The sequence below is a fragment of the Dyadobacter pollutisoli genome (assembly GCF_026625565.1).
GTDB lineage: Bacteria > Bacteroidota > Bacteroidia > Cytophagales > Spirosomataceae > Dyadobacter > Dyadobacter pollutisoli.
In genome coordinates this window covers 6048194-6072110 of the sequence record NZ_CP112998.1, presented here as the reverse complement: position 1 = coordinate 6072110, position 23917 = coordinate 6048194, and the positions used below count along the sequence as shown (strand labels likewise).

Annotated in this window: 20 protein-coding genes; 9 read left to right on the top strand and 11 right to left on the bottom strand. The window is 45.6% G+C overall.

Annotated elements, in window-relative coordinates:
* Positions 1 to 35: 35 nt before the first annotated feature.
* On the bottom strand, positions 36 to 1529 hold the full coding sequence (locus tag ON006_RS24955) for an ArnT family glycosyltransferase (RefSeq protein ID WP_244822742.1): 1494 nt from the start codon (positions 1527 to 1529) through the stop codon (positions 36 to 38).
* A 159-nt stretch (positions 1530 to 1688) separates the two neighbouring features.
* On the opposite strand from ON006_RS24955, the gene ON006_RS24950 reads away from it, so the two are divergent.
* The 3 genes from ON006_RS24950 to ON006_RS24940 are packed head-to-tail and all read left to right on the top strand — an operon-like array spanning position 1689 to position 7361.
* Positions 1689 to 3608, top strand: coding sequence for a RecQ family ATP-dependent DNA helicase (locus tag ON006_RS24950; RefSeq protein ID WP_244822741.1), 1920 nt, complete (start codon positions 1689 to 1691; stop codon positions 3606 to 3608).
* Positions 3605 to 5032 (top strand): DUF5723 family protein, encoded by a 1428-nt coding sequence (locus ON006_RS24945; protein ID WP_244822740.1) that lies wholly within the window; start codon positions 3605 to 3607, stop codon positions 5030 to 5032. Before ON006_RS24950 ends, ON006_RS24945 begins: the two co-directional genes overlap by 4 nt.
* Before the next feature lies 1 nt (position 5033).
* Positions 5034 to 7361, top strand: coding sequence for a CehA/McbA family metallohydrolase (locus tag ON006_RS24940; protein WP_244822739.1), 2328 nt, complete (start codon positions 5034 to 5036; stop codon positions 7359 to 7361).
* A gap of 223 nt (positions 7362 to 7584) precedes the next feature.
* On the opposite strand, the gene ON006_RS24935 is transcribed toward ON006_RS24940, so the two are convergent.
* The 8 genes from ON006_RS24935 to ON006_RS24900 all read right to left on the bottom strand — a co-directional run bounded on the left by ON006_RS24935 (position 7585) and on the right by ON006_RS24900 (position 17625).
* Positions 7585 to 7899, bottom strand: a complete 315-nt coding sequence (locus tag ON006_RS24935) for a DUF6787 family protein (protein ID WP_244822738.1) — start codon at positions 7897 to 7899, stop codon at positions 7585 to 7587.
* 5 nt (positions 7900 to 7904) lie between these two features.
* Positions 7905 to 8636, bottom strand: a complete 732-nt coding sequence (locus tag ON006_RS24930; RefSeq protein ID WP_244822737.1) for an RluA family pseudouridine synthase — start codon at positions 8634 to 8636, stop codon at positions 7905 to 7907.
* Positions 8637 to 8663: 27 nt separating this feature from the next.
* Entirely contained in the window at positions 8664 to 9482 is an 819-nt protein-coding gene (gene panB / locus ON006_RS24925; RefSeq protein WP_244822736.1) for a 3-methyl-2-oxobutanoate hydroxymethyltransferase, read from the bottom strand.
* A gap of 135 nt (positions 9483 to 9617) precedes the next feature.
* Positions 9618 to 10916, bottom strand: coding sequence for a murein hydrolase activator EnvC family protein (locus ON006_RS24920; RefSeq protein WP_267609913.1), 1299 nt, complete (start codon positions 10914 to 10916; stop codon positions 9618 to 9620).
* Between the two features lie 135 nt (positions 10917 to 11051).
* Positions 11052 to 11894: a lipoprotein insertase outer membrane protein LolB1 gene (gene lolB1, locus ON006_RS24915; RefSeq protein ID WP_244822734.1), complete on the bottom strand. Its 843-nt coding sequence runs from the start codon at positions 11892 to 11894 to the stop codon at positions 11052 to 11054.
* Positions 11884 to 13635, bottom strand: coding sequence for a tetratricopeptide repeat protein (locus tag ON006_RS24910; protein ID WP_244822733.1), 1752 nt, complete (start codon positions 13633 to 13635; stop codon positions 11884 to 11886). Before ON006_RS24910 ends, lolB1 begins: the two co-directional genes overlap by 11 nt.
* Positions 13636 to 13796: 161 nt before the next feature.
* The gene (locus ON006_RS24905) at positions 13797 to 16229 is read right to left on the bottom strand and encodes a TonB-dependent receptor plug domain-containing protein (protein WP_244822732.1); all 2433 of its coding nucleotides are present in this window, start codon (positions 16227 to 16229) and stop codon (positions 13797 to 13799) included.
* A gap of 61 nt (positions 16230 to 16290) precedes the next feature.
* On the bottom strand, positions 16291 to 17625 hold the full coding sequence (locus ON006_RS24900) for an APC family permease (RefSeq protein WP_244822755.1): 1335 nt from the start codon (positions 17623 to 17625) through the stop codon (positions 16291 to 16293).
* A 105-nt stretch (positions 17626 to 17730) separates the two neighbouring features.
* Here ON006_RS24900 and ON006_RS24895 point away from each other — a divergent pair, with 105 nt between their 5' ends.
* From ON006_RS24895 to ON006_RS24880, 4 genes are all read left to right on the top strand, one after another.
* Positions 17731 to 18834 carry a sensor histidine kinase gene (locus tag ON006_RS24895; protein WP_244822731.1) on the top strand — a complete coding sequence of 368 codons (1104 nt, stop codon included), beginning with the start codon at positions 17731 to 17733 and terminating at the stop codon, positions 18832 to 18834.
* On the top strand, positions 18831 to 19526 hold the full coding sequence (locus ON006_RS24890) for a LytR/AlgR family response regulator transcription factor (protein WP_244822730.1): 696 nt from the start codon (positions 18831 to 18833) through the stop codon (positions 19524 to 19526). Before ON006_RS24895 ends, ON006_RS24890 begins: the two co-directional genes overlap by 4 nt.
* A 125-nt stretch (positions 19527 to 19651) precedes the next feature.
* Complete coding sequence (locus ON006_RS24885; RefSeq protein WP_244822729.1) at positions 19652 to 20365, top strand: intradiol ring-cleavage dioxygenase; 714 nt, start codon at positions 19652 to 19654, stop codon at positions 20363 to 20365.
* Between the two features lie 3 nt (positions 20366 to 20368).
* The gene (locus ON006_RS24880; RefSeq protein WP_244822728.1) at positions 20369 to 21058 is read left to right on the top strand and encodes a pirin family protein; all 690 of its coding nucleotides are present in this window, start codon (positions 20369 to 20371) and stop codon (positions 21056 to 21058) included.
* A gap of 120 nt (positions 21059 to 21178) precedes the next feature.
* On the opposite strand, the gene atpC is transcribed toward ON006_RS24880, so the two are convergent.
* Positions 21179 to 21421 (bottom strand): ATP synthase F1 subunit epsilon, encoded by a 243-nt coding sequence (atpC, locus tag ON006_RS24875; protein ID WP_090387034.1) that lies wholly within the window; start codon positions 21419 to 21421, stop codon positions 21179 to 21181.
* A 125-nt stretch (positions 21422 to 21546) separates the two neighbouring features.
* Positions 21547 to 23061 (bottom strand): F0F1 ATP synthase subunit beta, encoded by a 1515-nt coding sequence (gene atpD, locus ON006_RS24870; protein ID WP_244822727.1) that lies wholly within the window; start codon positions 23059 to 23061, stop codon positions 21547 to 21549.
* Positions 23062 to 23325: 264 nt separating this feature from the next.
* Between atpD and ON006_RS24865 the strand changes: the two genes are divergently transcribed.
* Both ON006_RS24865 and ON006_RS24860 read left to right on the top strand, forming a co-directional pair.
* Positions 23326 to 23559, top strand: coding sequence for a DUF433 domain-containing protein (locus ON006_RS24865; protein ID WP_244822726.1), 234 nt, complete (start codon positions 23326 to 23328; stop codon positions 23557 to 23559).
* A complete protein-coding gene (locus ON006_RS24860; RefSeq protein ID WP_244822725.1) occupies positions 23559 to 23891 on the top strand; it encodes a DUF5615 family PIN-like protein in 333 nt (110 codons plus the stop codon). Before ON006_RS24865 ends, ON006_RS24860 begins: the two co-directional genes overlap by 1 nt.
* Positions 23892 to 23917: the final 26 nt, after the last annotated feature.

Here is a 23917-nt window from a genome sequence, read left to right as displayed (position 1 = left end):
GAATGAGCGAAAACAAAGATAATATTTTCACTGATTCAATAACGAGCCGTTTGTGCATTCCTGATTACCAGATAAAAATTTCCGTGTAGTGTAATGATCGAATCTTTTTTGGCATCAAACTGAGGCAGACAGTCAGCATTCGCCAATATGTACCTGGATGTGTCAGGCCCGATGGCAATGTCGGTGAGCGAGAGCAGGTGATACCGTTGGAAATACGAATGGATGTCTGCATTCTGGTATAAATCATGGCATACGCCAATGGTTGAGGCGCGTGCCGCATATTTTTTTACATCTTTTGCATTCTCTGCCATCACATCAGGCTGAATAGAAGTCACTTTTTTCAATGTAATTCCCCAGCAACCGACGATTGCCACAGCAAAAAACAAGACTGAAAGTTTTGGGGCGAGCTTCGCTAATGCATCCGTTTTTTCAACAAACAATGTGGCAAAAAACAACGCGACAAATGGTAATGCGGGTAAAAGATAATGTGGGTACTGTTTGACGCTGACCAACATGGGCGCTATTCCTGAAAAAGCTACCAGGAAGGCAAACTGACTGACATTCAACACAATCGGGCTGATCGATCGCTTTAATTTTAGTAAAAATGCAAGAATATTTAATCCAATGAGCGCCAATAAATGGGGATATATGTTGCTCAGTAAGTCGGGAATGAGGAGGAAATGTGCCTGCCATCCAACCCCTGTTTTTTCTCTTTTTTGTAGTAATGCCTGAACCACCTGTCCTTGAAAATAAGTGTTCAGAAACTCAAATGCGGGCTGGTAAGTCAGTATCAAACCACCAGCCACTATTGCAGTTCCTAACATTACGCCAGTACTTTTCAGGGCTTTTTGAAAAGAAATGTCTTCATCTAGAAATGAATAAAGCATTGTAAAGGCCAATGGATAAAGTCCAACCGGGCCTTTGGTAAGAAAAGCAAGAAATATGCCGAAACCAGCCAGTAAAGGCCATATATAGTGCTTTTTTGAAATGATACTCTTCTTCAAAAAGATAAGCTGGAAGTAACAGGACAGCAGGCAAAAAACACCCATTGTGCTGTCCAGAAAGTTATTGGGAATGCTGTACCAGACTGTAACCATACCATACCAGCACAAAACAGGCAGCCAGGCATACCGTTGCAAAACGTGCTGACCGTCGAAAAGCTTTTGCCAGATTTTCGCGATCAGAACGATGTGGCATACTAGAATGAGCAGATCGTAAATGTTCTCGACGGCAATGGTATCGCCCATAATCCGGAAAAGTATCGACTGTATTCCGAATTGCAGTGGCGGATGACCCGAGAAAAAGGTACCATTGTCGTATGGAAGCCAAAAAGAGTCCGCAAAATAGGGCTTCCAGAATGATCCGATGCCTACGGACATATTTCTGGCGATCGCAGCATACGTCACTCCATCCATAAACATGGTTTCGTCCAGAGACCGGGGAAGAAATGTGATGAGGATAAAGCTTATGGTAAATATCCAGGGAAGAAATCGTAGATATTTATCATTTCCGGCAACATCAAATAACATATCGTGGAGTGAAGTTTGTCCAAATTAAGACATTTTTAGGCGGACTAATATACTTACCATAGCACCTTTTTTATTAAGCGTAACCGTCGATCCTTTTCATAACAAACATTATCACATTACTTTGCACGGGTTTTCCCAGGCATTGCAAACACAACTCTGATGATTGATCTTCACGCCGTCCTGAGGCGATATTGGGGTTATGATACTTTTCGGCCTTTTCAGGAAGATGCCATCAAAACGGTACTTAATGGAATAGATACGCTGGTTTTACTTCCAACAGGTGGCGGAAAATCCGTGTGTTTTCAGGTGCCCGTTATGGCGATGGAAGGAGTTTGCATTGTGGTAACCCCCCTGATCGCCTTGATGAAAGACCAGGTGGAGCAGCTCAAAAAAAGAGAAATTCCGGCTGCCGCCATTCACTCGGGAATGAGCCGGACCGAGATAGATATTACTCTTGATAATTGTATTCACGGAACCACCAAATTCCTGTATGTGTCACCTGAACGGCTGCGGACGGACATTATGATTGCGCGCGCGAAGCAAATGAATGTGTGTTTGCTGGCGGTGGATGAGGCGCATTGTATTTCTGCCTGGGGTTACGATTTCAGACCCTCCTACCTGCTCATTGCCGAATTCAGAAAGCTGATACCGGGCGTTGCCGTGATGGCGCTCACGGCCACGGCTACCGAGGAAGTGCGGGCTGATATTTTGGATAAGCTGGAAATGAAGAACGCCAGGGTATTTAAGCAATCATTCGCCAGGGCTAACCTCTCCTACTCTGCTTTTGCCGAGGAAAGTAAGGAACGAAAGCTGCTGCAAGTCCTCAAAAATGTTGCAGGATCTGCCATTATCTACGTCAGGACGAGGAAAAGAACCAAGGAGTTGGCCGACTGGCTGAGCCGTCAGGGAATATCGGCGCAGAGCTATCACGCCGGGTTACCTTTTCGCGAACGGTCTGACAGGCAGTCGGCTTGGATCAAAAATCACATCCGAGTGGTAGTAGCCACCAATGCTTTCGGTATGGGGATTGATAAGCCTGATGTGCGTGCGGTGATCCATTTCGACCTGCCGGACAACCTGGAAGCATACTACCAGGAGGCGGGCCGTGCGGGAAGGGATGAAAAGAAGGCTTATGCCGTGGCGCTTTTCAATAAAATTGATCTGGAAGAGCTTTCTGACAGCATTGAAAGAAAATATCCTTCCGTCGAAGTCCTGAAAAGGGTGTATCAGGCTTTGGCAAATTATTACAAAATAGCGATCGGAGGCGGCGAGTTTGCGGCTTTCGATTTTGATATACAAGAATTTACAGGAATCTTCGGACTACCCGTCAATGAAACACATTACGCACTCAAATTGCTTGAAGAAGAGGGATTTATACAGCTGAGTGAAAACTTTGCCGATCCTGCTAAAATCCATTTCCTGGTGGACAACCGCCAATTGTACGACTTTCAGATACGCTACCAGGAATTCGATTCGTTTATCAAAGTGATTCTGAGGATGTATGGCGGGGAGGTTTTTACCGAGTATGTCCGCATATCAGAAAGTGAGCTGGCCCAGGTCTATTTCGCCCCGGAACCGGAAGTGATCAGAAAGCTTAGATTTCTCATGGAACGCGATATTCTGATATATGAGCCGAGAAAGGACAAGCCACAGCTCAGTTTCCTGACCCCGCGATACGATGCCACATTGTTACCGTTGAATGTATTTGAAATAGGCAAGAAAAAAGACCGGGACCTGAGTAAGGCGCGCGCTGTGGCACGATACGCATCTCACGAGCATCTGTGCAGGACGCTACTTTTATTGGAATATTTCAATGAGTTTGACGCTAAGGAGTGCGGTGTTTGTGACAACTGTATCAAGAACAGAAGAATTGACAATCAACGGAATGAGACGCTGGAAGAAGCATTGGTCCATTATATCGGGCAAAAAGGACCGGTTACCCCGCAGGATTTAAGTCAGGCATTCGAGAGCATTTCTGAAACAGATTTTTTAAAGGCATTACAGGAATTAATTGTAGAGGAAGTGATTCGCTATGATCCGGTCGGAAAGCTGTTCTTAACTAACAAAACTCAACATTGAAAAATTTAACACTCACGTTCGCGCTATTATTTCTTTCATTTCAAATCAGCGAGGCGCAGCAGATTCCGGGTCTGGAATTCAGCAATTACGGAGGTCTGTACCGGGCGACTTATAATCCTTCGGTGATCGGAGGGCCCAAACATAAGTTTCAGATCAATATCATTTCACTCGGAGGGAGCATTAAGTATCGTTATTTCAGGTTTTTGGGTGAAAATTCCTTCCTGACGCCAATACTTGCCTCACATTCGACCAAAGAATTGTATGGCCGCTCCCGTACGATGGGGTCGCTTACCTACAAAGACCCGATTTATGTGGTGAGCGAAATTCGCTGGCCGTCAGCCATGATTTCGCTGGGCAAGTATCAGGGACTTGCATTGCAGCTGCGCACCAGAGGTTATGTACAGGGAAATAATATTCCGGACCCTATTCAGCATATTTATTTCAAAAGAATGGATACGGGTAGTACCGGTGCCTATGAGGATCAGGCCTGGGGTAATTTCGATTTGGTACAACAAACTTTTTCGGATCTCAGCCTCACTTACGGGGTACAGCTACTGGATCTGGAATCTCATAAATTGCGCATTGGAGCGACTGTAAAGCGTGTTTTTGGTGCGCGAGTGGGTTATTTGACGGGCTCGGCGGATAGTTACAGCATTCGTCCGCTACCAGGAAATGCAGAAACTACTGAACTTGTTATTTCTGATCTGTCCTACGAAACCGGGTATAGTGCCCCCACCCGGAAAGCAAGCATTGGCAAACTGATGAACTCCGATCAATATGGCGCAGGCTGGGGATATGACCTGGGTGTTTCATACGAATTGGGCTCCTATTGGCATAAATCCAAAGAAGTTTTCGACGAAAGTCCCGAGTACCTGATCCGGTTTGGTGCATCGCTCACCGACGTCGGGTCCATTCGCTACCGGACTTCCAACACGCGTGTGGAAAGAGGCAGCCAAAGCGAGACGATCATTGGGCAAAAGGAATTGGAAACCATTAGTGACCGTGGTCCGGAAGGTTTTATGAGTCTGTTTCCGGCTGATACCACCACTTTTTTCAGAAAAGACGTGCGTCTGCCGCAGGCTGTACACCTGGAAGCAGATATTCAGCTCGTCAAAGGATTTTTTCTGAACCTTTCGCAAACAAAACGTTTCAAAAGTCGATCGGGACAACCATTAGATATCTATCAGCCTAATTCTTTTACCATTACTCCGCGTTTTGAAGACGAAGATTCGGATTTTGCTTTTCCAATTACATTCATTCGTGGAAATAACCGTCCTTCTATCGGAGCAGTGGGGCATTTTGGCCCAATATTCCTGGGATTCAGCAGCGTAAATGGGATACTCAAAAGTGGCGGGGCAAGGGGGTGCATGATGTACATCGGGTTTACCGCCTGGAAATTGAACCGAAACAAAGACAAGGACTAATATGAGAAAAACATGTACACGCATTCTCGCCATTGTATTTACTCCCCTACTCCTGCTGGCCCAGCAACACGATCATCACCCGACACCTTCCGTAACAACAGGCGTTGAGGCGCAGCCGCTCCTGGCACAGGCAATGCGTTTGCAGGAAGCACTCTCGTTTTCGGGAAATTCTCTTTCCACAGCCGACGCGCAGCGACTGAAAGCATTAAGTAACAATCCTTTAACCAGTGAGACAGTAACCGGCATTCAGAAAATTCTGGATCCTTATTGCCTCAATATTGTCACTATTAACCCTGAGGGACGCGTAAAAGTGGATCGTGGCGCTGCCAGAGCTGTTTTGACTCAGGGCGGCTGGACGAGTTTCCTGGTCAAGATCCATAACGAAGCAGGCATTACTGCTAAGCTGGAAGCCGAGAGCCCCAATGGAGCGAAACCATACCATTCTCCGTCATTTGAATCGAAAGTAAAAAAAGAACACGAGCTGACTGCTGGCCAGGTTGCTAACCGGTTTCTGGAAGTACAGATTTACGCAAACAGACCTTTGCAGCCTAATTTGTCTGGTTTGAAACTGGAATACGCTGTGGTTCAGATCTATTCCAAAGAGGCTGGCAAGCGGGAAGCAGAGATTGGCTATCACGTAGGCCAGGGTTCGCAGGACATTGGTTTCAGAAATGCGACACACATTCTTTTTGATGTAAAACCAGCGGTGAAAGTCAAATTTCAAGTAAAAGATCATGACGGAACCCCTACTATGGCATCATTTCTGATCACTGACTCGCAAGAACATGCCTCCGGGAAGTTCAAAGGCATTTATCCGCTTCCTTCCCGCCGTGTTGCAGCCTACGACGAATACCCCGATTTCTTTTTTCAACCGCAGATTTACCGCAAAGACGGCGAGCATGTTCAGTTGCCAGCCGGCAAATATAAGGTAACTTTTACCCGTGGTCCGGAGTACATTAGTCAGACGAAGGAAATAACGGTACCAACCAACGTTGACTCCATAAATGTGTCATTTGAGTTAAAAAGATGGATACAGATGTCCAAATTGGGTTGGTATAGTGCTGATCATCACATTCACGCAGCCGGTTGCAGCCATTACGACAGCCCTACCGAGGGGGTGGATCCGAAAGATATGTTTCGGCAAACCATGGGTGAAGACCTGAATATGGCTGCGAATCTGGCCTGGGGGCCAAGCTGGTACCATCAGAAAACATTCTTTACAGCCAAGGATCATCCGTTGTCCAATAAGAAAAATATCATGCGCAATGATGTTGAGGTTTCGGGTTTTCCATCGTCACATTCTGGCCATATCGTGCTTTTGAGGATAAAAGAGGACGACTATCCAGGCACTACTACCATTGAGCAATGGCCCAGCTGGACAGCTCCCGTGCTTTCCTGGGCCAAATCGCAGGGCGGAATTGTGGGTTACGCGCATTCAGGCTGGGGATTGGAGCCAATGCAGCGAACCGGTAAGATATTCAATGATATAGTACCGAAAATGGATGGGATCGGTGCGAACGAATACATTGTTACCGTGACGCAAAATCTGGTTGACTTTTTCAGTGCCGGTGACACGCCAGCGCCCTGGGAGCTTAATATGTACTATCACACGCTGAACTGCGGATTTAAGCCCAGGCTCAGTGGAGAAACGGATTTCCCATGCATTACGGACGCGCGCGTAGGACAAGCAAGAAGTTATTTTAAAACGAATGAGCCGCTGAATTACGACAATTACGTGGCGGCTATCCAAAGTGGTCGGAGCTATGTTTCGGACGGAAAATCGCATATCATGGATTTTGCAGTAAACGGAAGCGAGGCGGGTGTAGGTAATAGTGAGGTTTCGTTAAAAAATACGCAATCAGTCTTTGTTACGGCGAAGGTGGCGGCATATTTGCCGGTAACGCAGGACAGTATCGGGGCGAAAATCGCTAATAGCTCCATCCTTATAACCCCTTATTGGGAGATTGAAAGAGCGAGAATCGCTAAATCCAGGAAGGTAAGAGTAGAATTGATCGTGAACGGGGAGGCTGTGGATACTACGGAAGTAATGGCGAATGGCGAAATGACGGAGGTAAAATTTAATTACAAGATCAATAAATCATGCTGGGTAGCGCTTCGGGTTTTCCCGAGTTCACATTCCAATCCGATTTTTGTAACAGTGGACGGTAAACCAATTGTAGAGAAAAAGAGCGCGGAATGGTGCCTTGCTACATTGAATCAATGCTGGAAAATGAAGGAGCCGAACATTCGGGTAGAGGAGAAGAAAGCAGCGGAAGATGCGTATGAAAAAGCGAGAATTGTATACCGCAAAATCATCGACAGCCAGTGACGTTGTGTAGATTGTTACATGCCTACCGCATTTAAATGGGTTATGCAATGTTATTTTTCTACCAATATTGCATGTCTACCAAGATTACATGCCTGACGGCATTTTAAAGTTGTGCTGAAAGGATGAACGGGTCATAGGGACAGTAGGCCAAGTCGCATAGCGACGAAACCTCGGTAGCAACATGATTGGGTTGAAAAATAAAATCCCGTCAGGGATGTAACAATCACATTTCCGCGCTTTTCTTGCGAAACAACCCTCCTATTCTGCTGAACATTCGTTTTTCAAATTCCCAGAAGAAAGTAAACTTGCCCCAGATCCAGCCCCAGGCTAACAAAATCACCTGGTACAATGGTAAAATAATCAGAATATTAACCGCCCAACGAAGCCAGGAAGGCGACTCATCGGTCAAACCGACCAGCTCGAAAAGCCAGCGTTTTACGTACAAGACAGAAAAACCGGTACAGGCGAAGACGACGAGAATGATGAGGACATCCCACCCATTCCTGACGTTCCAGCGCTGTTTTAGTTTTTCGATCATGCTATTTATTCATAGAAGTTGTCCAGATTTTCAGGTTTGATGACTTCTGTATCCAAAGATAAAAATTCTTCCCAGAAGGGATCATTTGGGAGACCAGCTTTGCATATAATCGGCTCTTTTTTAACGGGATGCTCGAAATACAGCCTGCGTGCATGCAGATTGATGTTATTATCCCGGTTTCCAACCGGGTAGCCATATTTCACGTCACCTCGGATCGGGCAGTTCATCGATGCCAGCTGCACGCGGATTTGATGTGGCCTGCCAGTTACAGGCATTACTTCGAGCAAATGGAACTTGTTGATCTCTCCCATCCAACGATAAGATAACTCAGCACGTTGTGTGCCGGGTGCTTCATAGTCGTAAGCGGTGGTAACATTGCGCTTCTCGTCTTTGGAAAGCCAATGTACGAGTTTCCCTTTTTTCTCTGCTGGACGGTGTTTTACCACTGCCCAGTACGTCTTCTGCACGTCGCGCTTACGAAAAATCTCATTCATACGTTCCAAAGCCTTAGAGGTACGGGCAAATACGACCAGCCCGCTCACAGGACGGTCCAGTCGATGGACTGTTCCCAAAAAAACAGCTCCTGGTTTGTCATAGACTTCCTTGATATAGTCTTTGACCATATCCAAGAGGCATTTATCCCCCGTAGCATCCCCCTGAACCAGAATACCCGGCTCTTTATTGACGATGATCAGGTGATTATCCTCGTATATAACTTGAAATGGTCTTTTAGCCATATTAATAGTTCTTTACTTTTTAAAAGGTCAATATGATTCCTTGTCATTCGGAAACGATTTGCCTTTTACATCTTTGATATAATTGGAAATTGCGTCGGTCATTACACCATTCAAATCCGCATAGCGACGCAAGAATCGTGGTTTGAATGCCTTATTGATGCCCAGTAAGTCGTGTAGTACCAATATCTGGCCGTCGGCATGTGGTCCGGCACCTATACCCACGGTTGGAATGGACACACTTTCAGAAACTTGTTTGGTCAGTGTGGAAGGTATTTTTTCCAAAACCATTGAAAAACAGCCTACTTCTTCCAGCATTTTCGCGTCTTCCAGCAGCTTTTGTGCTTCTTCTTCCTGTTTAGCTCGGACAGTGTAAGTCCCGAACTTGTAAATGGATTGCGGCGTAAGGCCCAAATGACCCATTACAGGCACTCCGGCGCTTAATATGCGGGTAATGGAATCCTTGATTTCCAGTCCCCCTTCCAGCTTCACCGCATGCGCACCCGATTCTTTCATTATCCGAATGGCGGAGTTCAATGCTTCCCGCGAATTGCCCTGATAGGATCCAAAAGGTAGGTCGACTACTACTAACGCCCTTTTTACAGCCCGTACCACCGACGTAGCATGGTAAATCATCTGATCGATCGTAATAGGAAGCGTCGTTTCGTGTCCCGCCATTACATTCGAAGCGGAGTCCCCTACCAGGATAAGCTCTATTCCTGCGGCATCTACAATGCCGGCCATAGAATAATCGTAGGCAGTAAGGCAGGATATTTTTTCGCCCCGCGTTTTCATTTCCTGAATGATGTGGGTCGTAACGCGTTTAATATCAGGGGTATGGATTGACATTTCTCTGTTTCGGATTAAAATTTAATAGGTCATTGGTCGTCACTTGTAGCCATATATTGTCATTTCTAGTTCCATGCGCTCTATGACCATAAATGACTTCCATGACTATTCATGTCCGGATACTAAAACACCTGACTACCTGTGTATCAACCAGTTTTCAGGGTTGAGGCGGGATGTGTTTTTCCAGATCTGGAATTGCAGTTCAGATGTTCCGTCGCTGTCGGTAGCTACCCGGCCGATGTTTTCCCTTGCTTTCACTTTCTGGCCGGCCCGAACAGTAACTCCATTCATTTTGGCATAGATCGTCATATAATTACCATGTTGAATGGCCACTACATTGCCCATTCCCGGCATTTCCGTCACATCCAGCACGACACCGTCGTATACCGACCGCACCGGCTCACCCGCGGTAGTTTGAATGTCAACACCCAGGTTATCAACCATTACGCCTTTCAAAACAGCATGTGGGCGTTGGCCGAAGTGTCCCGAAACAAAGCCTTTTACAGGCCATGGTAGTCGCGATTGGGAAGCTGTAAATGACGAAGCGAGCGTTGTTTCTTCCTCACTCATACCACTCGAAACGACCGGCTCTTCTTCTTCTTTGGGTTCTTCTACCACTGCCGCCTCACCCTTTTTCTCTCTTTCAGCGTTTTCGCGGGCTATTCTCTCCCGTTCTGCTTTTCTGCGCGCTTCCCGCTCCTCGCGTTCTTTGCGTTCCCGCTCCAAACGTTCACGTCTCTCCCGCTCAGCGATCCTGCGGATATTGGCTTCCAGTAAATCGGTTGCCCTTTTGTTTTCCGCAATTTGTTTTCTTAATTCTACCTCTTTTTGGGAGAGCTCCTGAATCACTTCATTCTGCTTCACTTTGAGCCCTTCCAGCTTGGTGTTTTCGGTTACCCGGGTATCCAGAACTGTTTTTTGCTGATTCTTTTTGCTTGTAATGCGCTGACGCTCAGCTCGCACTTGTGCCTGCAAAATTTCAATTTCTTTAACCTGTCCTTGTCTCGCCTCGGTATATTGTTTCAAATATTTATACCTCAATACAAACTGATTGAATGTACCGGAGGAAAAAAGAAAAACCAATTGATTGAAATAAACATTTCTTTTGGAAGCCTCATAAATCATATGCCCATACTCCTCTTTCAGCTTGTTAAGGCGGCTATCCAGCTCCTGACGCTTTTTTTCGAGGACTTTTAATTCTTTGTCAAGCAGTTCAAGATCGTCAGAAAGAAGGTCAATCTGCCTTTTATAGGTATTGATTTGCTGATTCAGGGCTTTTAATTGACCTAAATTGACATTTTTTTGAGAAGACGTTTGTTTCAGGATGCTTTGAATTTCCCTGATCTTGTTCTGGTTTTCGGTCTTTTCGCGTTCAAGCTGCTCACGGGTTTTCTGTGCGTAGGCGCTTATCCCCGCGCAAAAAATGAACGTCAATAGTAGAAATAAACGGCGTAAATAAGGGTTATGAAGGGGCATACTGTTAATTCTTGCGACCAGATTCCTTAAAAGGCAGGCAAAGTTAAGCAGACTTGGGGTTTTTGCCCCATGATCGTCATGACATTCTGTATTTTACCTTTTTCGTTTATACGACGAAGGTATATTAAAGGGAAAACCAGGATTTTCATTTATAAAGTCCACTTTGTTATGTTTGATCCGCATATTGGTTTCGTTGATCTGTTGATCTTTTTGCGACCTGACGTTTAGATTGATCAGACTGGTAAATGGAAAAAGGAAAGTTTTGACTACCTTATAATCCTGGTAGTCAAGGGTAAAAGTATTTTGCGTGGGGATCTCCGTGGCTTTTATTCGTGACAGTTTAAAGTTTTCTTCGGAAAGATAATTGTCTATTTGGAGACTGTCTTTCACCTGTTTGAGCACATAAGAATCATTTTCCTTCACAAACCGTCCGCCATCCCCTTTGGGAAAAGGAAGGTTCCCAATGATAACGGACTGCAAAAGCGGGAAATTAAGGTCAAAATTGTACTGTTTGCTCAGTTGCTGGTATGAAAACACAAAATAATCTTTGTGAATTTTGTCCATAAAAACGATAGAATCCGGCGTGATAATGCCACGCGCCACCTCAAATCCTACACCCGTGACCGATAGCCAGATAATGCTGTCCTTTTTCATGCGGATGTTGACGTTGGTATTATCGAAGTCCTGCGTTTTGCTTTTGAATGAAACCTTGGATTTGGCCACGAGATAATCAAAATCAATTTCTTTGATCTCAATGGAGCCAATTGGTTCAGGTTCAGTTGCTTTCACCGTGTCAGCGGCAGGAGGGATCGTATTGATCAGTGTTGTGTCTGCCGCGGGATTTTTGTTGATACTCTTGGAGGTACGTTGTTTATGACAAGCCGAAAACCATAATAAACTCATGGCTACCAACCCGATCGTAATGCTATTGCTCATGTAGTGCGCCTGTTGCTATTTTTTTATCAAGAAGTTCAGTGGTTTCGCCCATTCTTTTGGCTTTTTTCCATTGTGCCACTGCATTGTCGCGTTCACCTAGTTTGAACAGGACATCACCATAATGCTCAACAATCGTGCCACTGACACCGCTGCTGTCCATCATCGCTTTTTCGAGAAACTCCTTGGCTTTTTTGTAGTCTTTGCGGATGTATAATACCCAGGCGTAGGTATCGAGGTAAGTAGGGTTGTTCTGATGCTGCAAAACCAGTTTTTCCGACATTTTCAGCGCCAGATCGAGCTTTTCTTTACGTAGTGAAAGGAAGTAACTGTAATTATTGAGCACATGATCATTGTCCGGATTTCCTTTTAATGCCAGCTCATAGGCCGCATCTGATTTTTGATGCTCGCCCAAACCATTGTAAGCGTCCCCAAGCTGCGCATTGATATAAGGTACCAGGTCAGGCTTGTCACTGATCAATTTCAGGCTTTCTTCCAGAGAGGAAATGGCTTCTTTGTAATTCTTTTTCATCAAATGCGCTGTCCCATTCGAATACCAGAACATGCCCTGATTAGGGAATACTTCCAGCGCTTTTTCGGAATGTACCAGCATGCTATCCACCTGATTAAGGTCGCCGTCCAGCTGCAAAATGGCGCCCCACACCTGGAATACAGAACCGTCGATCCGGGCAGCTTTGGAATACATATCCCTGGCTTCCGCCTTTTTGTCCAGACGCATCAGTAAATCAGCGTAAATGACATTGGTACGCGACTCATTGGGATGTGTTTCAGATAGTTGCTTCGCCAGACTAATCGCTTCACTGAATTCCGCTTCCGTTTTGAGCATCGTCAGATAGCCGGTAAGTACCCTTATTTTGGGATCAGCGTCAAGATTGGGATTAGCAAATACAAGCCTTAATTCCTGATTGCATTTCTGAACGTCACCATTGCGGCGGTAAATGTCGGCCAGCAATACGTGCGCCTGTGCTTCGTCGGGGTTAATTTTCAGGGCTTCTTCCAATGGGACAACCGCTTCCACGATCCGGTCGTTTGCGATCAGCATTTCCGCCAGTTCTACGCGATAACTTACCTCGCCAGGTTCAGCAGCGATCAGCTTTTTACCCTCATTAAGCGCCTTGTCAAGGTTATTCTGTCTTAAATAAAGCTGTTGCTTCTGATGCGTGATTTCTTCGGTTACACCAAGGGATTTTTCAAGAATGTTGTAGGTATCAATGGCCTTATCGAACTGATCATTAAACACATACACGGCTGCCAGCTCGATTCCGTACTGGATATTTTCGGGACTTTTGGCAAGAAGCGATTCGTAGATCTGCGCAGCTTCTGAATATTTTCTGCGTTTCGCATAAAGCTCTGCAAGCTGCTGCGCGTAGAATATGTTCTCTTTATTGAGGTCGTAGGCTTTTTTGGAAGAGGCAATGGCATCGTCGTACCGCTCCATTTTGATGAGTGCAGAAGCGAGCATAAAGTGGCTTGCACCTTCCTGCGCATTAAGCTGAACCAGTTTTTCAAAGACGGGGATCGCACGTTCGGGCTCGTCCTTCATCATAAATTTCATCCCTTCCGCAGCCAGCGACTCTTCGCCCAGCTGAAAACCGGCATTTTCAGACTTAACTGACTCTTTCTCACGGTCTTTGTTACGACGCTGCGCATTTGCTGTCGGGGCCGTTACCGCGCCAGCCAGCAGACAAATAAGAAGGGTCAGTTTTAAATATTCGGTCCTCATATTTTAATCTTATGCCATGAGATCGCGGGACATAACCGGCCATTTCAGTGTAAACAACAAAGTTACCAAATTTTGTCTGGATGATTTGTCCAATTGGCTATGCAAATAAGAATACTAACGTGGAAAATGCAGTATTCTTATTTGAAAATCATTAACAATCATCAATTTACAGAATAGCTTGATTTGCCATAACCCGGAACACCGGAAGGACTAAAAACTTCTACCTGAATGTCCACAGTGGTGGTTGCGTCAGAATTGAAATATTGAATTTTTGCTTTTCCGTTTTTATCTGTTTTTAACATCGGAGCCCAGAAAATAGTTGACCTGTAATCGGGAATTGTGCCTTGTGATCCGTCGGCTACGTATGCCGGTGCATAAAAGTCCCGGGGCACATTAAAACCGGCAATCTTCGAAACCAGCACACCGGGCACGATTTCCTGAGAATAGTCGTAGTTTTCATTACCTCTTTTCGTCAAAACTGAAATGACCCCATTGCCACCCCGACTGCCATAAATAGCCGCAGAAGCGCCTTTTAGAACGTCGATGGATTCTACATCAAACACATTCAACGACGTGATCATAGCCTTATCCACGGGCATGCCGTCCAATACGAAGAGCGGCTCGCCCCGGTTACCGCGAATGTAAACGGACGCATTCATACCTGATCCGCTGACCTGAACGCCGGCTACCCGGCCTGCCAGCATATCCAGGACACTCATATTTCCTGATGCCATTTGCGGCGTTATTTTTAAAGAAGCGTCTGCCGAATTATAGAGTTTCCGGGAATCCCTTGGTACCTCTTTTTTCGCTTTAATGGTTACTTCCTGCAACAACCGCTCGCGGCTTTCCCTGATCTTACGCGCTATTTCCTGGTCTTGTTCAGCTCTTTTCAGATAATCGGCCAGTTTTTGTGAATCAACGGTGACGGGATTGTACGGTACCCTCACCAATGTGGCTTTGGGCGCATCAAATGGAGGTATTATAAATGATAAATTTTGATTACCCTTCTTGTTCATGCCTTGCAGCCGTATTTTTAGTGAGTCGGGGAATACCAGATTGTAAATGGCAAACTGCCCAGCATCATTGGTTTCGGAAGTCATGAATGTGCTGAGGCTGTCGTTGCTCAGGTACACCGAAAGCATAACTTTCTCAGTAACCTTCCGGTTATTGCGCTTCACTTCCCCCGCCAGCGTGACGCCCTGTTCAATGTAGCGTTTGGGAGCCGGAATAGAGTCTTGCATAACGTCCTGCCAGCGAAAACGGGACCATCCCTGTGTCATCATAAGATAGTCCAGATGAATTTTTCGTTCCGATTTGCTTTCATCGAAATAATAGGCTGGTTTTTCTACAAAGCCTTTTAAATCAGAAGATAATAACAAATATGAAACAATGTTCTGGTCATAAGTCTGCTGCACGATCTGGCCGGCATCCGTCACCGACATGGAAAGGCTGGCTTCCACAGGCCTGCCGGACGAGTCGGTCACGGTAACTTCCACTTCGGATTTCTCGCGGGGCTTGAATGCGGTTTTAGAGGCACTCACTTTGACGCGCAGCTTGTGTGAATGGTCAATGAAAACCAACCTTTCGCAAACGGGTTTATTCTCACTGTCGAAAAGTGTAAGATGGGTGATCCCGTCGGGGAGATCGGTGGTCGGGAGGTTCATCATGAGTCCTCTCGTGGAAATCTTACCTTTTGCTACAAATGCCACAATCCCTCTGGACTGGCCCACAATATGTACCGGAATTTCCGTTTTACCGGGAATACGAGCGTAAGCGATCACCCGCATTTTGGATTTGTTGGAAAGATTATCGACGATCATCGTGAAACCCGCGTCCTGCAAAGCCGGAAATTTAACAGGAGTGACCTTACCATCCTTTTCTTTGATAAAAGCGGAATAACTCTGTCCGGTTTTAGGTTCAAACTGAAACCTGCCCATTCCCAGGTGCTCACTTTTGAAAGAAGCAACAGTATCCTTATCCTGATTGAGGACAAAACCGCCCACATCATGCCCCATACCGGCCGGGTTCAGAGCTTTGAATGCGACCCGGGTGTTGATACCGGCGACGAGCTGGCCGCCTTCTGGGAAGAACTGAACATCAATACCTTCGGGAACGGTAACTGCCTTGTTTTCTTCGTGGTCAAAAATGTAGATGTCTTTCTGAAAAAAGAAATCTTCCGAAAAATTGCGCATCCAGTTGGTATAACCTCTGATGGTGTAGGAACCAGCAGGAATGGAATCAGCAAGGACAATGTCGCCGTGGCCGGTGCCGCCATCCATCCTGACACGCCGTAAAGCAACATTCCGCCCGGTACGTTGCTCAATGAGATCGACGTACATCAGATTGCTGGCGCTGTCGGCCAGATGCAGCGAGCCTTCTGCCAGGTATCCTTTAAACCAGATGGTGTCTCCCTTCACATAATATGGCTTGTCGAGATGGAGATAGGCTTTTTCATTAGGTAGTACATGCCTGTAAAGTTGTAATTTGTTTGAAATAAATTGGGTGAAGTCTTCCTCTGTCCATTTAAAACCGGCAATGCAAAGCAAAATGACGGGGATGCATAAGGATTTCAAAGTGAGCTTATTCCATGGCATAGATGTATAATTTAAGTTAATTATATATGCAGTTTATTTTAAAGCCATTGCAGATATTTTTTTACTTGTTTAAACGACTCATCAGCAAATACGCGGGATAACTAATGATCAGAAAAAGCAATGCATATTGGCTGCTCGGCAAATCCTGAACAATTGCGCTCACCAGAAATGCAATGGATAAGAGCAGCATAACGATTGGCAAAACCGGGTATGCCGGAACTTTCCAGGGACGGGGCAGGAGGGGTTCGTTCCGGCGCAGCGCTAGTAATGAAGCAAAACCGGAGGCATAGCCCAAAACGAAAAAGAATGTGGCAATATCGGAGAGCTTTTCGGTCGCATCTTTTCCGATGAGGATCAATGTAACGGCCACTCCGGAGGTAATGAGCATGGCTACCGCCGGAGTACCACCCTTATTAACGGTAGTGCCTGCTTTCAGAAACAGCCCGTCACGGCTCATGGAATACAACACCCGTGGATTGAAAAGCAACTGCGCATTCACAATACCTAAAATTGAAATCATCAGAAACAATGTCACGATCTTGCCTGAGCCTTCGCCAAAGATCAATGTGATCGCGTCGGCCGCAGCCAGTTTCGACTGTGACAAGTCATTCATTGGCAATATGTACAAGATAGCCAGGTTACAAAGCAGGTAAATCGCAATGATGAGTACGACGCCTCCAATCATGGATTTTGGAAGATTTTTGGAAGGGTCGCGATCTTCCTCCGAGAAGTAAGCCGCTGTGTGCCAGCCATCATAGGTGTAAAATATGGCCTGTAAAGAAAAAATAACCGGTGCGATCCAGCTGCCGGTTTCGATGATCCGGCTGGTGGTTAGCTGCGCGTCTGCTGTTGATACTTCGTCACCATATATGTAGCATACCGCCACAAAAATAAACAAACCGACTCCTTTCAAAACGCTCATGATGTTCTGAAAGCTACTGGCGAGGGCGAGCCCAATCCAGTGAATACCAGTGAGTATCACAAGAATTGCAGCAGCCACGTAAGGTTCGTAACCGGTGAATGCAGGAATAAGCAATGCGATGTACTCGCTCATCGTGTAAACACCAAACCCGAGCGCAGAGCATGTACCAAGCCAGCTGTTGATCCCCACCACAAACCCCGCATAGTTACCAAATGCCCGTTGTGCGTAAACGTACCAGGCACCGGCCTTGGGTACCGAAGTGCCCAGCTCGATGGTACACAATGTTCCCAGAAAAGCGTACAGGCTTACCGCTACCCAAAGTGTCATAATAAGCCATGGTTCACCCAGTTGCGCCGCTATGGGACCTGGTTTGCGGAGAATTCCCGTTCCAATGGTACCGCCAACTGTGACGGCGACACCAAAGCCTACGCCCAGGATTTTGAACAGTTCGTTTCGCGTAGCGGGTTGCTGCATAAAAAGGAGTGACAATGTGCTTTTCGAAAATAGGAAAATTTTTCTTTTAGTAACTCCTATATTCGTAATCATTTACATATGTGGGCCTAAACAATGCAAATGGTCATGATCAGGACAAAAAACCTCTGGATAATTCCCCTGCTGGGATGGATTCTGTTCATTTCCCTGCCATTGACTATTATGTCCAGAGAGCCCCGGCCGGACATTCAGCTCGTACTGCTCACATCGGTTTCATTCTGGCTGTTTTTCCTGCTGTACTTCCTGTTATTTTATTTCAATGTGTTGGTACTGATCCCGAAACTGTTTTTGAAGCAGAAGTATGTTTGGTTTGCGGGAATTTTTATGGGAGGGTGTTTAGCTATTTATTATTTGCAACCATTTGAAAATCTGATTTTTAAAAAATTTCATACGCAGGAAGAGCCGCGGGGACACGAGGAAAGATTTCCAGGCCCACCGCCACGTCCATTCGGAGAGAATCCACCACCGCCTCCGCGGCCAGCATCCAACAATGGCACCACTGTTGACTTTGTCAGCCTGGTTTTGTTTGTAGTAATTTGGGTGGTCGCAATGGCGGTTAAAATTTCGGAACAATGGCGGCTTTCGGAAAAAAGGGTCATTCTGTCGGAGGCGGACAAAGCGCAGGCGGAACTATCGTTTTTCAAAGCTCAGATCAATCCGCATTTTTTGTTCAATACCCTCAATAATATTTATGCATTGGCAGTGAGTAACAGTGAAAATACGGCGGAGAGTATTTTGAAATTGTCCCAAATGATGCGGTACATTACCGAAGAGGCAATGGAAGATTTTGTTCCGCTGGATGACGAAATTGCCTGCCTGAGGAATTACATTGATCTACAGAAACTCAGGCTGAATGCAAAAACCTCGGTTTCGTTTGAAATTACAGGGTCGGCGAGGGGAGTTCGTATCGCACCATTGATACTGATGACATTTGTAGAAAACGCATTTAAGTATGGGGTCAGTAATCGCAATGAGTCGGGGATTGTTATTCGGGTTGATATTTTAAGTGAAGAAGTTAGTTTCTTTTGCCAAAACCGGGTATTTGAAACGAACATTGACCTGGATCGAAAAGGTGTAGGCATTGCAAATACCAAAAAACGTCTGGACTTTTTGTACTCGGGCCAGCATACATTGGCCATTGAAAAGAGCGACGAAATGTTCACTGTCCATTTAAAGTTGAGCGCCGTATGAAATGCATTGCCATTGATGATGAGCCACTAGCATTGCAGGTTTTGCAAAAATATGTATCGGCATTTCCAGCCATTGAACTTGTGGGGATTTTTGATGATGCCATTGAAGGCGCCGCTTTCTTGAAGGATAACAGTGTCGATCTGCTGTTTATCGACATTAATATGCCAGACTTGTCGGGCCTGGACCTGGTATCGCAGCTGGAAGTGCGGCCAATGGTCATTTTCACGACAGCGCATAAAAAATTCGCACACGAGGGTTTTGAACTGGAAGCATTGGATTATTTACTGAAACCAATTACGACGGAACGTTTTGAAAGGGCGGTTAACAAAGCATTGGAACAATATCAGTTTCGAAAATCACAGCTGAATGAGTCCGCAGAGTCGGTTATTGTCCGTTCGGAATACAAAATGATTAAAATTCTGCTCAGCGACATTGAATTTATAGAAGGAATGGAGGATTACATTAAAATCCATTTATTGAGTTCAAAACATCCGGTTTTAACATTGATGTCATTGAAGGGAATACTGGAAAATTTGCCTGGAAACAGGTTTAGCCGCATCCACAGAAGCTACATTGTCCCTGATTCACTCGTCAAATCTATTCAAAACAAAAAAGTGAAATTATTGACCGACAGAGAATTGCCGGTAAGTGATAGTCATCTGGATTTTATAGAGCGCTGGAGAACGCGGTAGGATGTCCCCGTAGCATGCGATTCACCGAGAAAATGGGGGTGTTGACCGATACATGGGATAAACTCTGCAACAAATGATGGCACAAATACGATAATGTATTTAAAATCACAGAACTGTTGCACCTTATGGAACGTAAAGAATTTTTAAAAAGAGGGTTTTCTGCACTTGGTTTCGCCACTATTGTGCCGTTGATCAGCTGCTCAAATAGCAGCGTAGACCCGGAAACTACGGATACTACGACGGGCTCCACCAGTGGGTCCTGTACGTCAACGGCCTCGGAAACAGCGGGTCCGTTTCCAACCAAGTCGCCGGCGAGCTATGTGTTAACCGATATCACGTCGGACAGGCCAGGGACGAAGCTTACCGTCAAGATTACGATCCAGAATAAGAGTAATAGCTGTGAAGGCTTGTCTGGTGCGCTAGTCGACATCTGGCATTGCGACGCTGCCGGGAATTATTCGGAATATGGCGGGAGCGGAATGCAATCGATCAACTATACCAATGTTCACTTTCTGCGCGGGAGACAAACGACCGATAGCAATGGTGTTGTAAATTTTGCGAGCATTTACCCGGGCTGGTACTCAGGCCGTGCGCCGCACATTCACGTACACGTGTACGATTCGAGCGGGAAATCACTTTTGGTTACCCAGATCGCATTTCCGGAAGACATTAGTAAAGTGGTGTACGCCCAAGGTGTGTATGCAAGCCACGGCCAGGCGGATACTACCAATGCGCGGGATAATGTTTTTGGCGACGGTGTTTCTACGGAAATGGCAACTGTAACCGGAAGTGTGTCAGCTGGATATGAATTGACGCATGCCATTGTGGTAACTGCATAAGATATGATGATGACTCAATCAGCAGCGCAAATCTACCTCGAAAGTGTACGAGGGCATTTTCAAACGGAGCATTTCCGCAGTTTCCGGACATTCAATTTTGAAGACTATCGGGCGGAAGGTCGCGAGGCTTTTGGAAGATTGCTTGTGGTGAATGACGAGACGTTGCTTGCTGAACGGAGTCATCAAATCGTGGTAGTGAGGGAATGCAGGGTAATATTACTTCCGCTGGTGGGAGGGTTCGAATTTTCGGACAGTATAGAAAACCTGCGTTTTATTGATTCCGGTGAAGCGGTGATCTTCACGGCGCAACCGGGGCAAACTTATACATTGACAAATCCATACGAGCAAGAAGCGATCAATTATCTTCAGATCAGGATGGAGTGCGACCCGGATGCGGTTGGCGACCCGTTTATCACACGATTTGATCTGGCCCACAGAAACACACTTCTTCCAATATACCGCAGCGCCAGGAACGACGGGAACATTTACATTGGTAAATATCAGGGTAGGGAGGAAGGTGTCTTTTTGAAAGACACATTGAATCGAGGCATTTTTGCATTCATCATCGAAGGAGCTTTTGAAGTTCAAAACCGCTTATTGGAAAAGCGCGACGGTCTATCGGTCTCATTCGTAGACGAAATCGAGTTCGAGGCGCTTTCCAATGATGCGGTGATTTTGATTTTGGAGGTTTGAGAATCACAAGACTTACCAAGTCTGGGCGACCCCGTCTCGAAGACTTGGCAAGTCTCGCCAAACACAAAAAAGCAGATACCGTTTACACAGCATCTGCTTTTTTGGCAATAAATATTAATTCTACAAAACAGCCTCGGCCAAAACCAATACCTTGTTATTGAGCACTTCCACAACGCCACCGTCAATGACGAAGTTTTGTTTGGCTGCTCCGGTATCTACTACCACATCTCCTTTGCCCAGCGTGCTGACCAATGGTGCGTGGCGGTTCAAAACCTGAAATTGTCCTTCGGTACCCGGTAATGTAACAGCAGTCGCCTCGCCGGCAAATACCTTTTTATCTGGGGTAATGATTTCTAAATGCATTGAATCAAAAGTTTATGAGCGGTCCGCCGCTGCGGTCTATGAGTTAAAGAGTTTATGAGCTAAGAGTAAGAGTTTACATACTAATAAAACTCATGGACTCCTGAACTGTTTTTTAACTCATTAACTTACCTTGTTGCTTCTGCAAGCATCTTCTCTCCTTTGGCCTGAGCGTCTTCGATGGTTCCAACCAGGTTGAATGCCATTTCAGGAAGATGGTCATAACTACCATCCATGATCAGGTTGAAGCCTTTAATGGTATCATTGATATCAACCAATGTTCCTTTCAAACCTGTGAACTGCTCTGCAACGAAGAAAGGCTGAGACAAGAAACGTTCTACACGACGTGCGCGGGATACAACCAGCTTGTCTTCGTCAGAAAGTTCTTCCATACCAAGGATCGCGATGATATCCTGCAATTCTTTGTAGCGTTGCAAAATATTTTTCACACGCTGTGCGCAATCGTAATGCTCAGCACCCAATGTTTCAGCATTCAAAATCCGTGAAGCTGAATCCAATGGATCCACAGCCGGGTAAATTCCTTTTTCAGAAACTTTACGGCTCAATACCGTAGTCGCATCCAAGTGGGCAAATGTTGTCGCAGGAGCAGGGTCAGTCAAGTCATCCGCAGGTACGTATACCGCCTGTACGGAAGTGATAGAACCACGTTTTGTTGATGTAATACGTTCCTGCATCTGTCCCATTTCAGTTGCCAGCGTAGGCTGGTAACCCACAGCAGAAGGCATACGTCCCAAAAGGGCCGATACTTCTGAACCTGCTTGTGTAAAACGGAAGATATTGTCGATAAAGAATAGAATGTCGCGACCTTGTCCTTCGCCGTCACCATCACGGAAATATTCCGCCATAGTCAGACCTGAAAGCGCCACACGGGCACGTGCGCCAGGAGGCTCATTCATTTGTCCGAAGACGAAAGTTGCTTGTGAATCTTTCAAAGTATTATAATCCACTTTGGAGATATCCCAGCCGCCTTCTTCCATGCTGTGCTTGAACTCGTCGCCGTATTTAATGATACCGGCTTCGATCATTTCACGCATCAGGTCGTTTCCTTCACGGGTACGTTCTCCAACTCCCGCGAATACTGAAAGACCAGCATAAGCTTTTGCGATATTGTTGATCAGCTCCTGGATCAATACGGTTTTACCAACACCGGCACCACCAAACAATCCGATTTTACCTCCTTTTACGTAAGGCGCAAGCAAGTCGATCACCTTGATACCTGTGAAAAGTACTTCGGTAGCCGTTGCAAGATCTTCAAATTTAGGAGCAGAACGGTGGATAGAAATACCATTGGTATTGTCAATAGGGGTAAGTCCGTCGATCGCTTCACCGATCACATTGAACAAACGACCTTTGATGCCTTCACCGATCGGCATTTTGATAGGCGCTCCTAGTGGAGTGACTGCCATACCGCGCTGCATACCTTCGGTACTGTCCATCGCGATGGTACGGATACGGTCTTCGCCCAAATGCTGCTGACATTCAAGAACTACTCTCTGACCGTTTGATTTGATGACTTCTAACGCATCCAGGATCGACGGGATGTTACCGCTGTCCTCAAATGATACGTCTACAACCGGACCAATTACCTGCGTAATTTTTCCTATGTTTGTCGCGTTTGCCATTATATAATTTTGATTATCTCCGATGAGGTTTTTTTCAGACCGCAAAAGTAGGAGATAATTTGGTCAGTACCAATAGTAGAATGGGTGATTTATTGGATATTTTTTAGAAAATCTGCCTGTTTTTGTGAAATATGTAGTTTCTATTTTTAAAAATTCTCATAATTCAGGCAGTTCCGGAACTTTTCGACAGGGTTGCAACAACAGCAAGTTTGATGAAATTTTAAAAAGAAGTAAATTTGATCTTTGTCCTTTATATTCAGATTAATGAACACGCAACTTTTAGAACGCATCACATTTAATCCCAATCAATGCGGAGGTAAGCCCTGCATACGGAATATGCGTATCCGGGTGACGGACGTGATCGAATTATTGGCAAATGGATTGTCTCCTGAGCAAATTATAACAGATGAGTTGCCAGATCTTGAGCGGGAGGATATTACAGCGTGCCTGTTATATGCGGCTGTAAAACTCAATCACCCGGTTTTACAAGCCGCCTAATGATCATACTGGATGCGCATTTACCTCCTGGTCTCGCTGCCTGGATCAATACCAACTTTCAGATTGAATGTTACTCCGCCCATTTTCTAAATCTTCGTAATGCCGAGGATGCAGAGATTTTTTCTATTGCAAGAGCCCACAATGCTATTGTTATTACAAAAGATGATGATTTTGTTTCTCTTTTGAACAGAAATGGGAGTCCCCCGAAAGTAATTTGGCTGACTTGCGGCAACACCTCTAAAAGCAGGCTGAAAGAAATTTTAAGTGTCAATCTTGTTCCAGCCCTGGAACTACTTCAAAATACAGATTTGGTGGAAATCACCGGTTATTAATAATTTTTCGTTACTATTTGTAACGG

What these genes read in the sequence shown, in the direction of transcription:
- ON006_RS24955 (WP_244822742.1), bottom strand. Translation starts at nt 1,529, where the DNA reads ATGTTATTTGATGTTGCCGGAAATGATAAATATCTACGATTTCTTCCC.
- ON006_RS24950 (WP_244822741.1), top strand. Translation starts at nt 1,689, where the DNA reads ATGATTGATCTTCACGCCGTCCTGAGGCGATATTGGGGTTATGATACT.
- ON006_RS24940 (WP_244822739.1), top strand. Translation starts at nt 5,034, where the DNA reads ATGAGAAAAACATGTACACGCATTCTCGCCATTGTATTTACTCCCCTA.
- ON006_RS24935 (WP_244822738.1), bottom strand. Translation starts at nt 7,899, where the DNA reads ATGATCGAAAAACTAAAACAGCGCTGGAACGTCAGGAATGGGTGGGAT.
- ON006_RS24930 (WP_244822737.1), bottom strand. Translation starts at nt 8,636, where the DNA reads ATGGCTAAAAGACCATTTCAAGTTATATACGAGGATAATCACCTGATC.
- panB (WP_244822736.1), bottom strand. Translation starts at nt 9,482, where the DNA reads ATGTCAATCCATACCCCTGATATTAAACGCGTTACGACCCACATCATT.
- lolB1 (WP_244822734.1), bottom strand. Translation starts at nt 11,894, where the DNA reads ATGAGCAATAGCATTACGATCGGGTTGGTAGCCATGAGTTTATTATGG.
- ON006_RS24910 (WP_244822733.1), bottom strand. Translation starts at nt 13,635, where the DNA reads ATGAGGACCGAATATTTAAAACTGACCCTTCTTATTTGTCTGCTGGCT.
- ON006_RS24905 (WP_244822732.1), bottom strand. Translation starts at nt 16,229, where the DNA reads ATGCCATGGAATAAGCTCACTTTGAAATCCTTATGCATCCCCGTCATT.
- ON006_RS24900 (WP_244822755.1), bottom strand. Translation starts at nt 17,625, where the DNA reads ATGCAGCAACCCGCTACGCGAAACGAACTGTTCAAAATCCTGGGCGTA.
- ON006_RS24895 (WP_244822731.1), top strand. Translation starts at nt 17,731, where the DNA reads ATGATCAGGACAAAAAACCTCTGGATAATTCCCCTGCTGGGATGGATT.
- ON006_RS24890 (WP_244822730.1), top strand. Translation starts at nt 18,831, where the DNA reads ATGAAATGCATTGCCATTGATGATGAGCCACTAGCATTGCAGGTTTTG.
- ON006_RS24885 (WP_244822729.1), top strand. Translation starts at nt 19,652, where the DNA reads ATGGAACGTAAAGAATTTTTAAAAAGAGGGTTTTCTGCACTTGGTTTC.
- ON006_RS24880 (WP_244822728.1), top strand. Translation starts at nt 20,369, where the DNA reads ATGATGATGACTCAATCAGCAGCGCAAATCTACCTCGAAAGTGTACGA.
- atpC (WP_090387034.1), bottom strand. Translation starts at nt 21,421, where the DNA reads ATGCATTTAGAAATCATTACCCCAGATAAAAAGGTATTTGCCGGCGAG.
- atpD (WP_244822727.1), bottom strand. Translation starts at nt 23,061, where the DNA reads ATGGCAAACGCGACAAACATAGGAAAAATTACGCAGGTAATTGGTCCG.
- ON006_RS24865 (WP_244822726.1), top strand. Translation starts at nt 23,326, where the DNA reads ATGAACACGCAACTTTTAGAACGCATCACATTTAATCCCAATCAATGC.
- ON006_RS24860 (WP_244822725.1), top strand. Translation starts at nt 23,559, where the DNA reads ATGATCATACTGGATGCGCATTTACCTCCTGGTCTCGCTGCCTGGATC.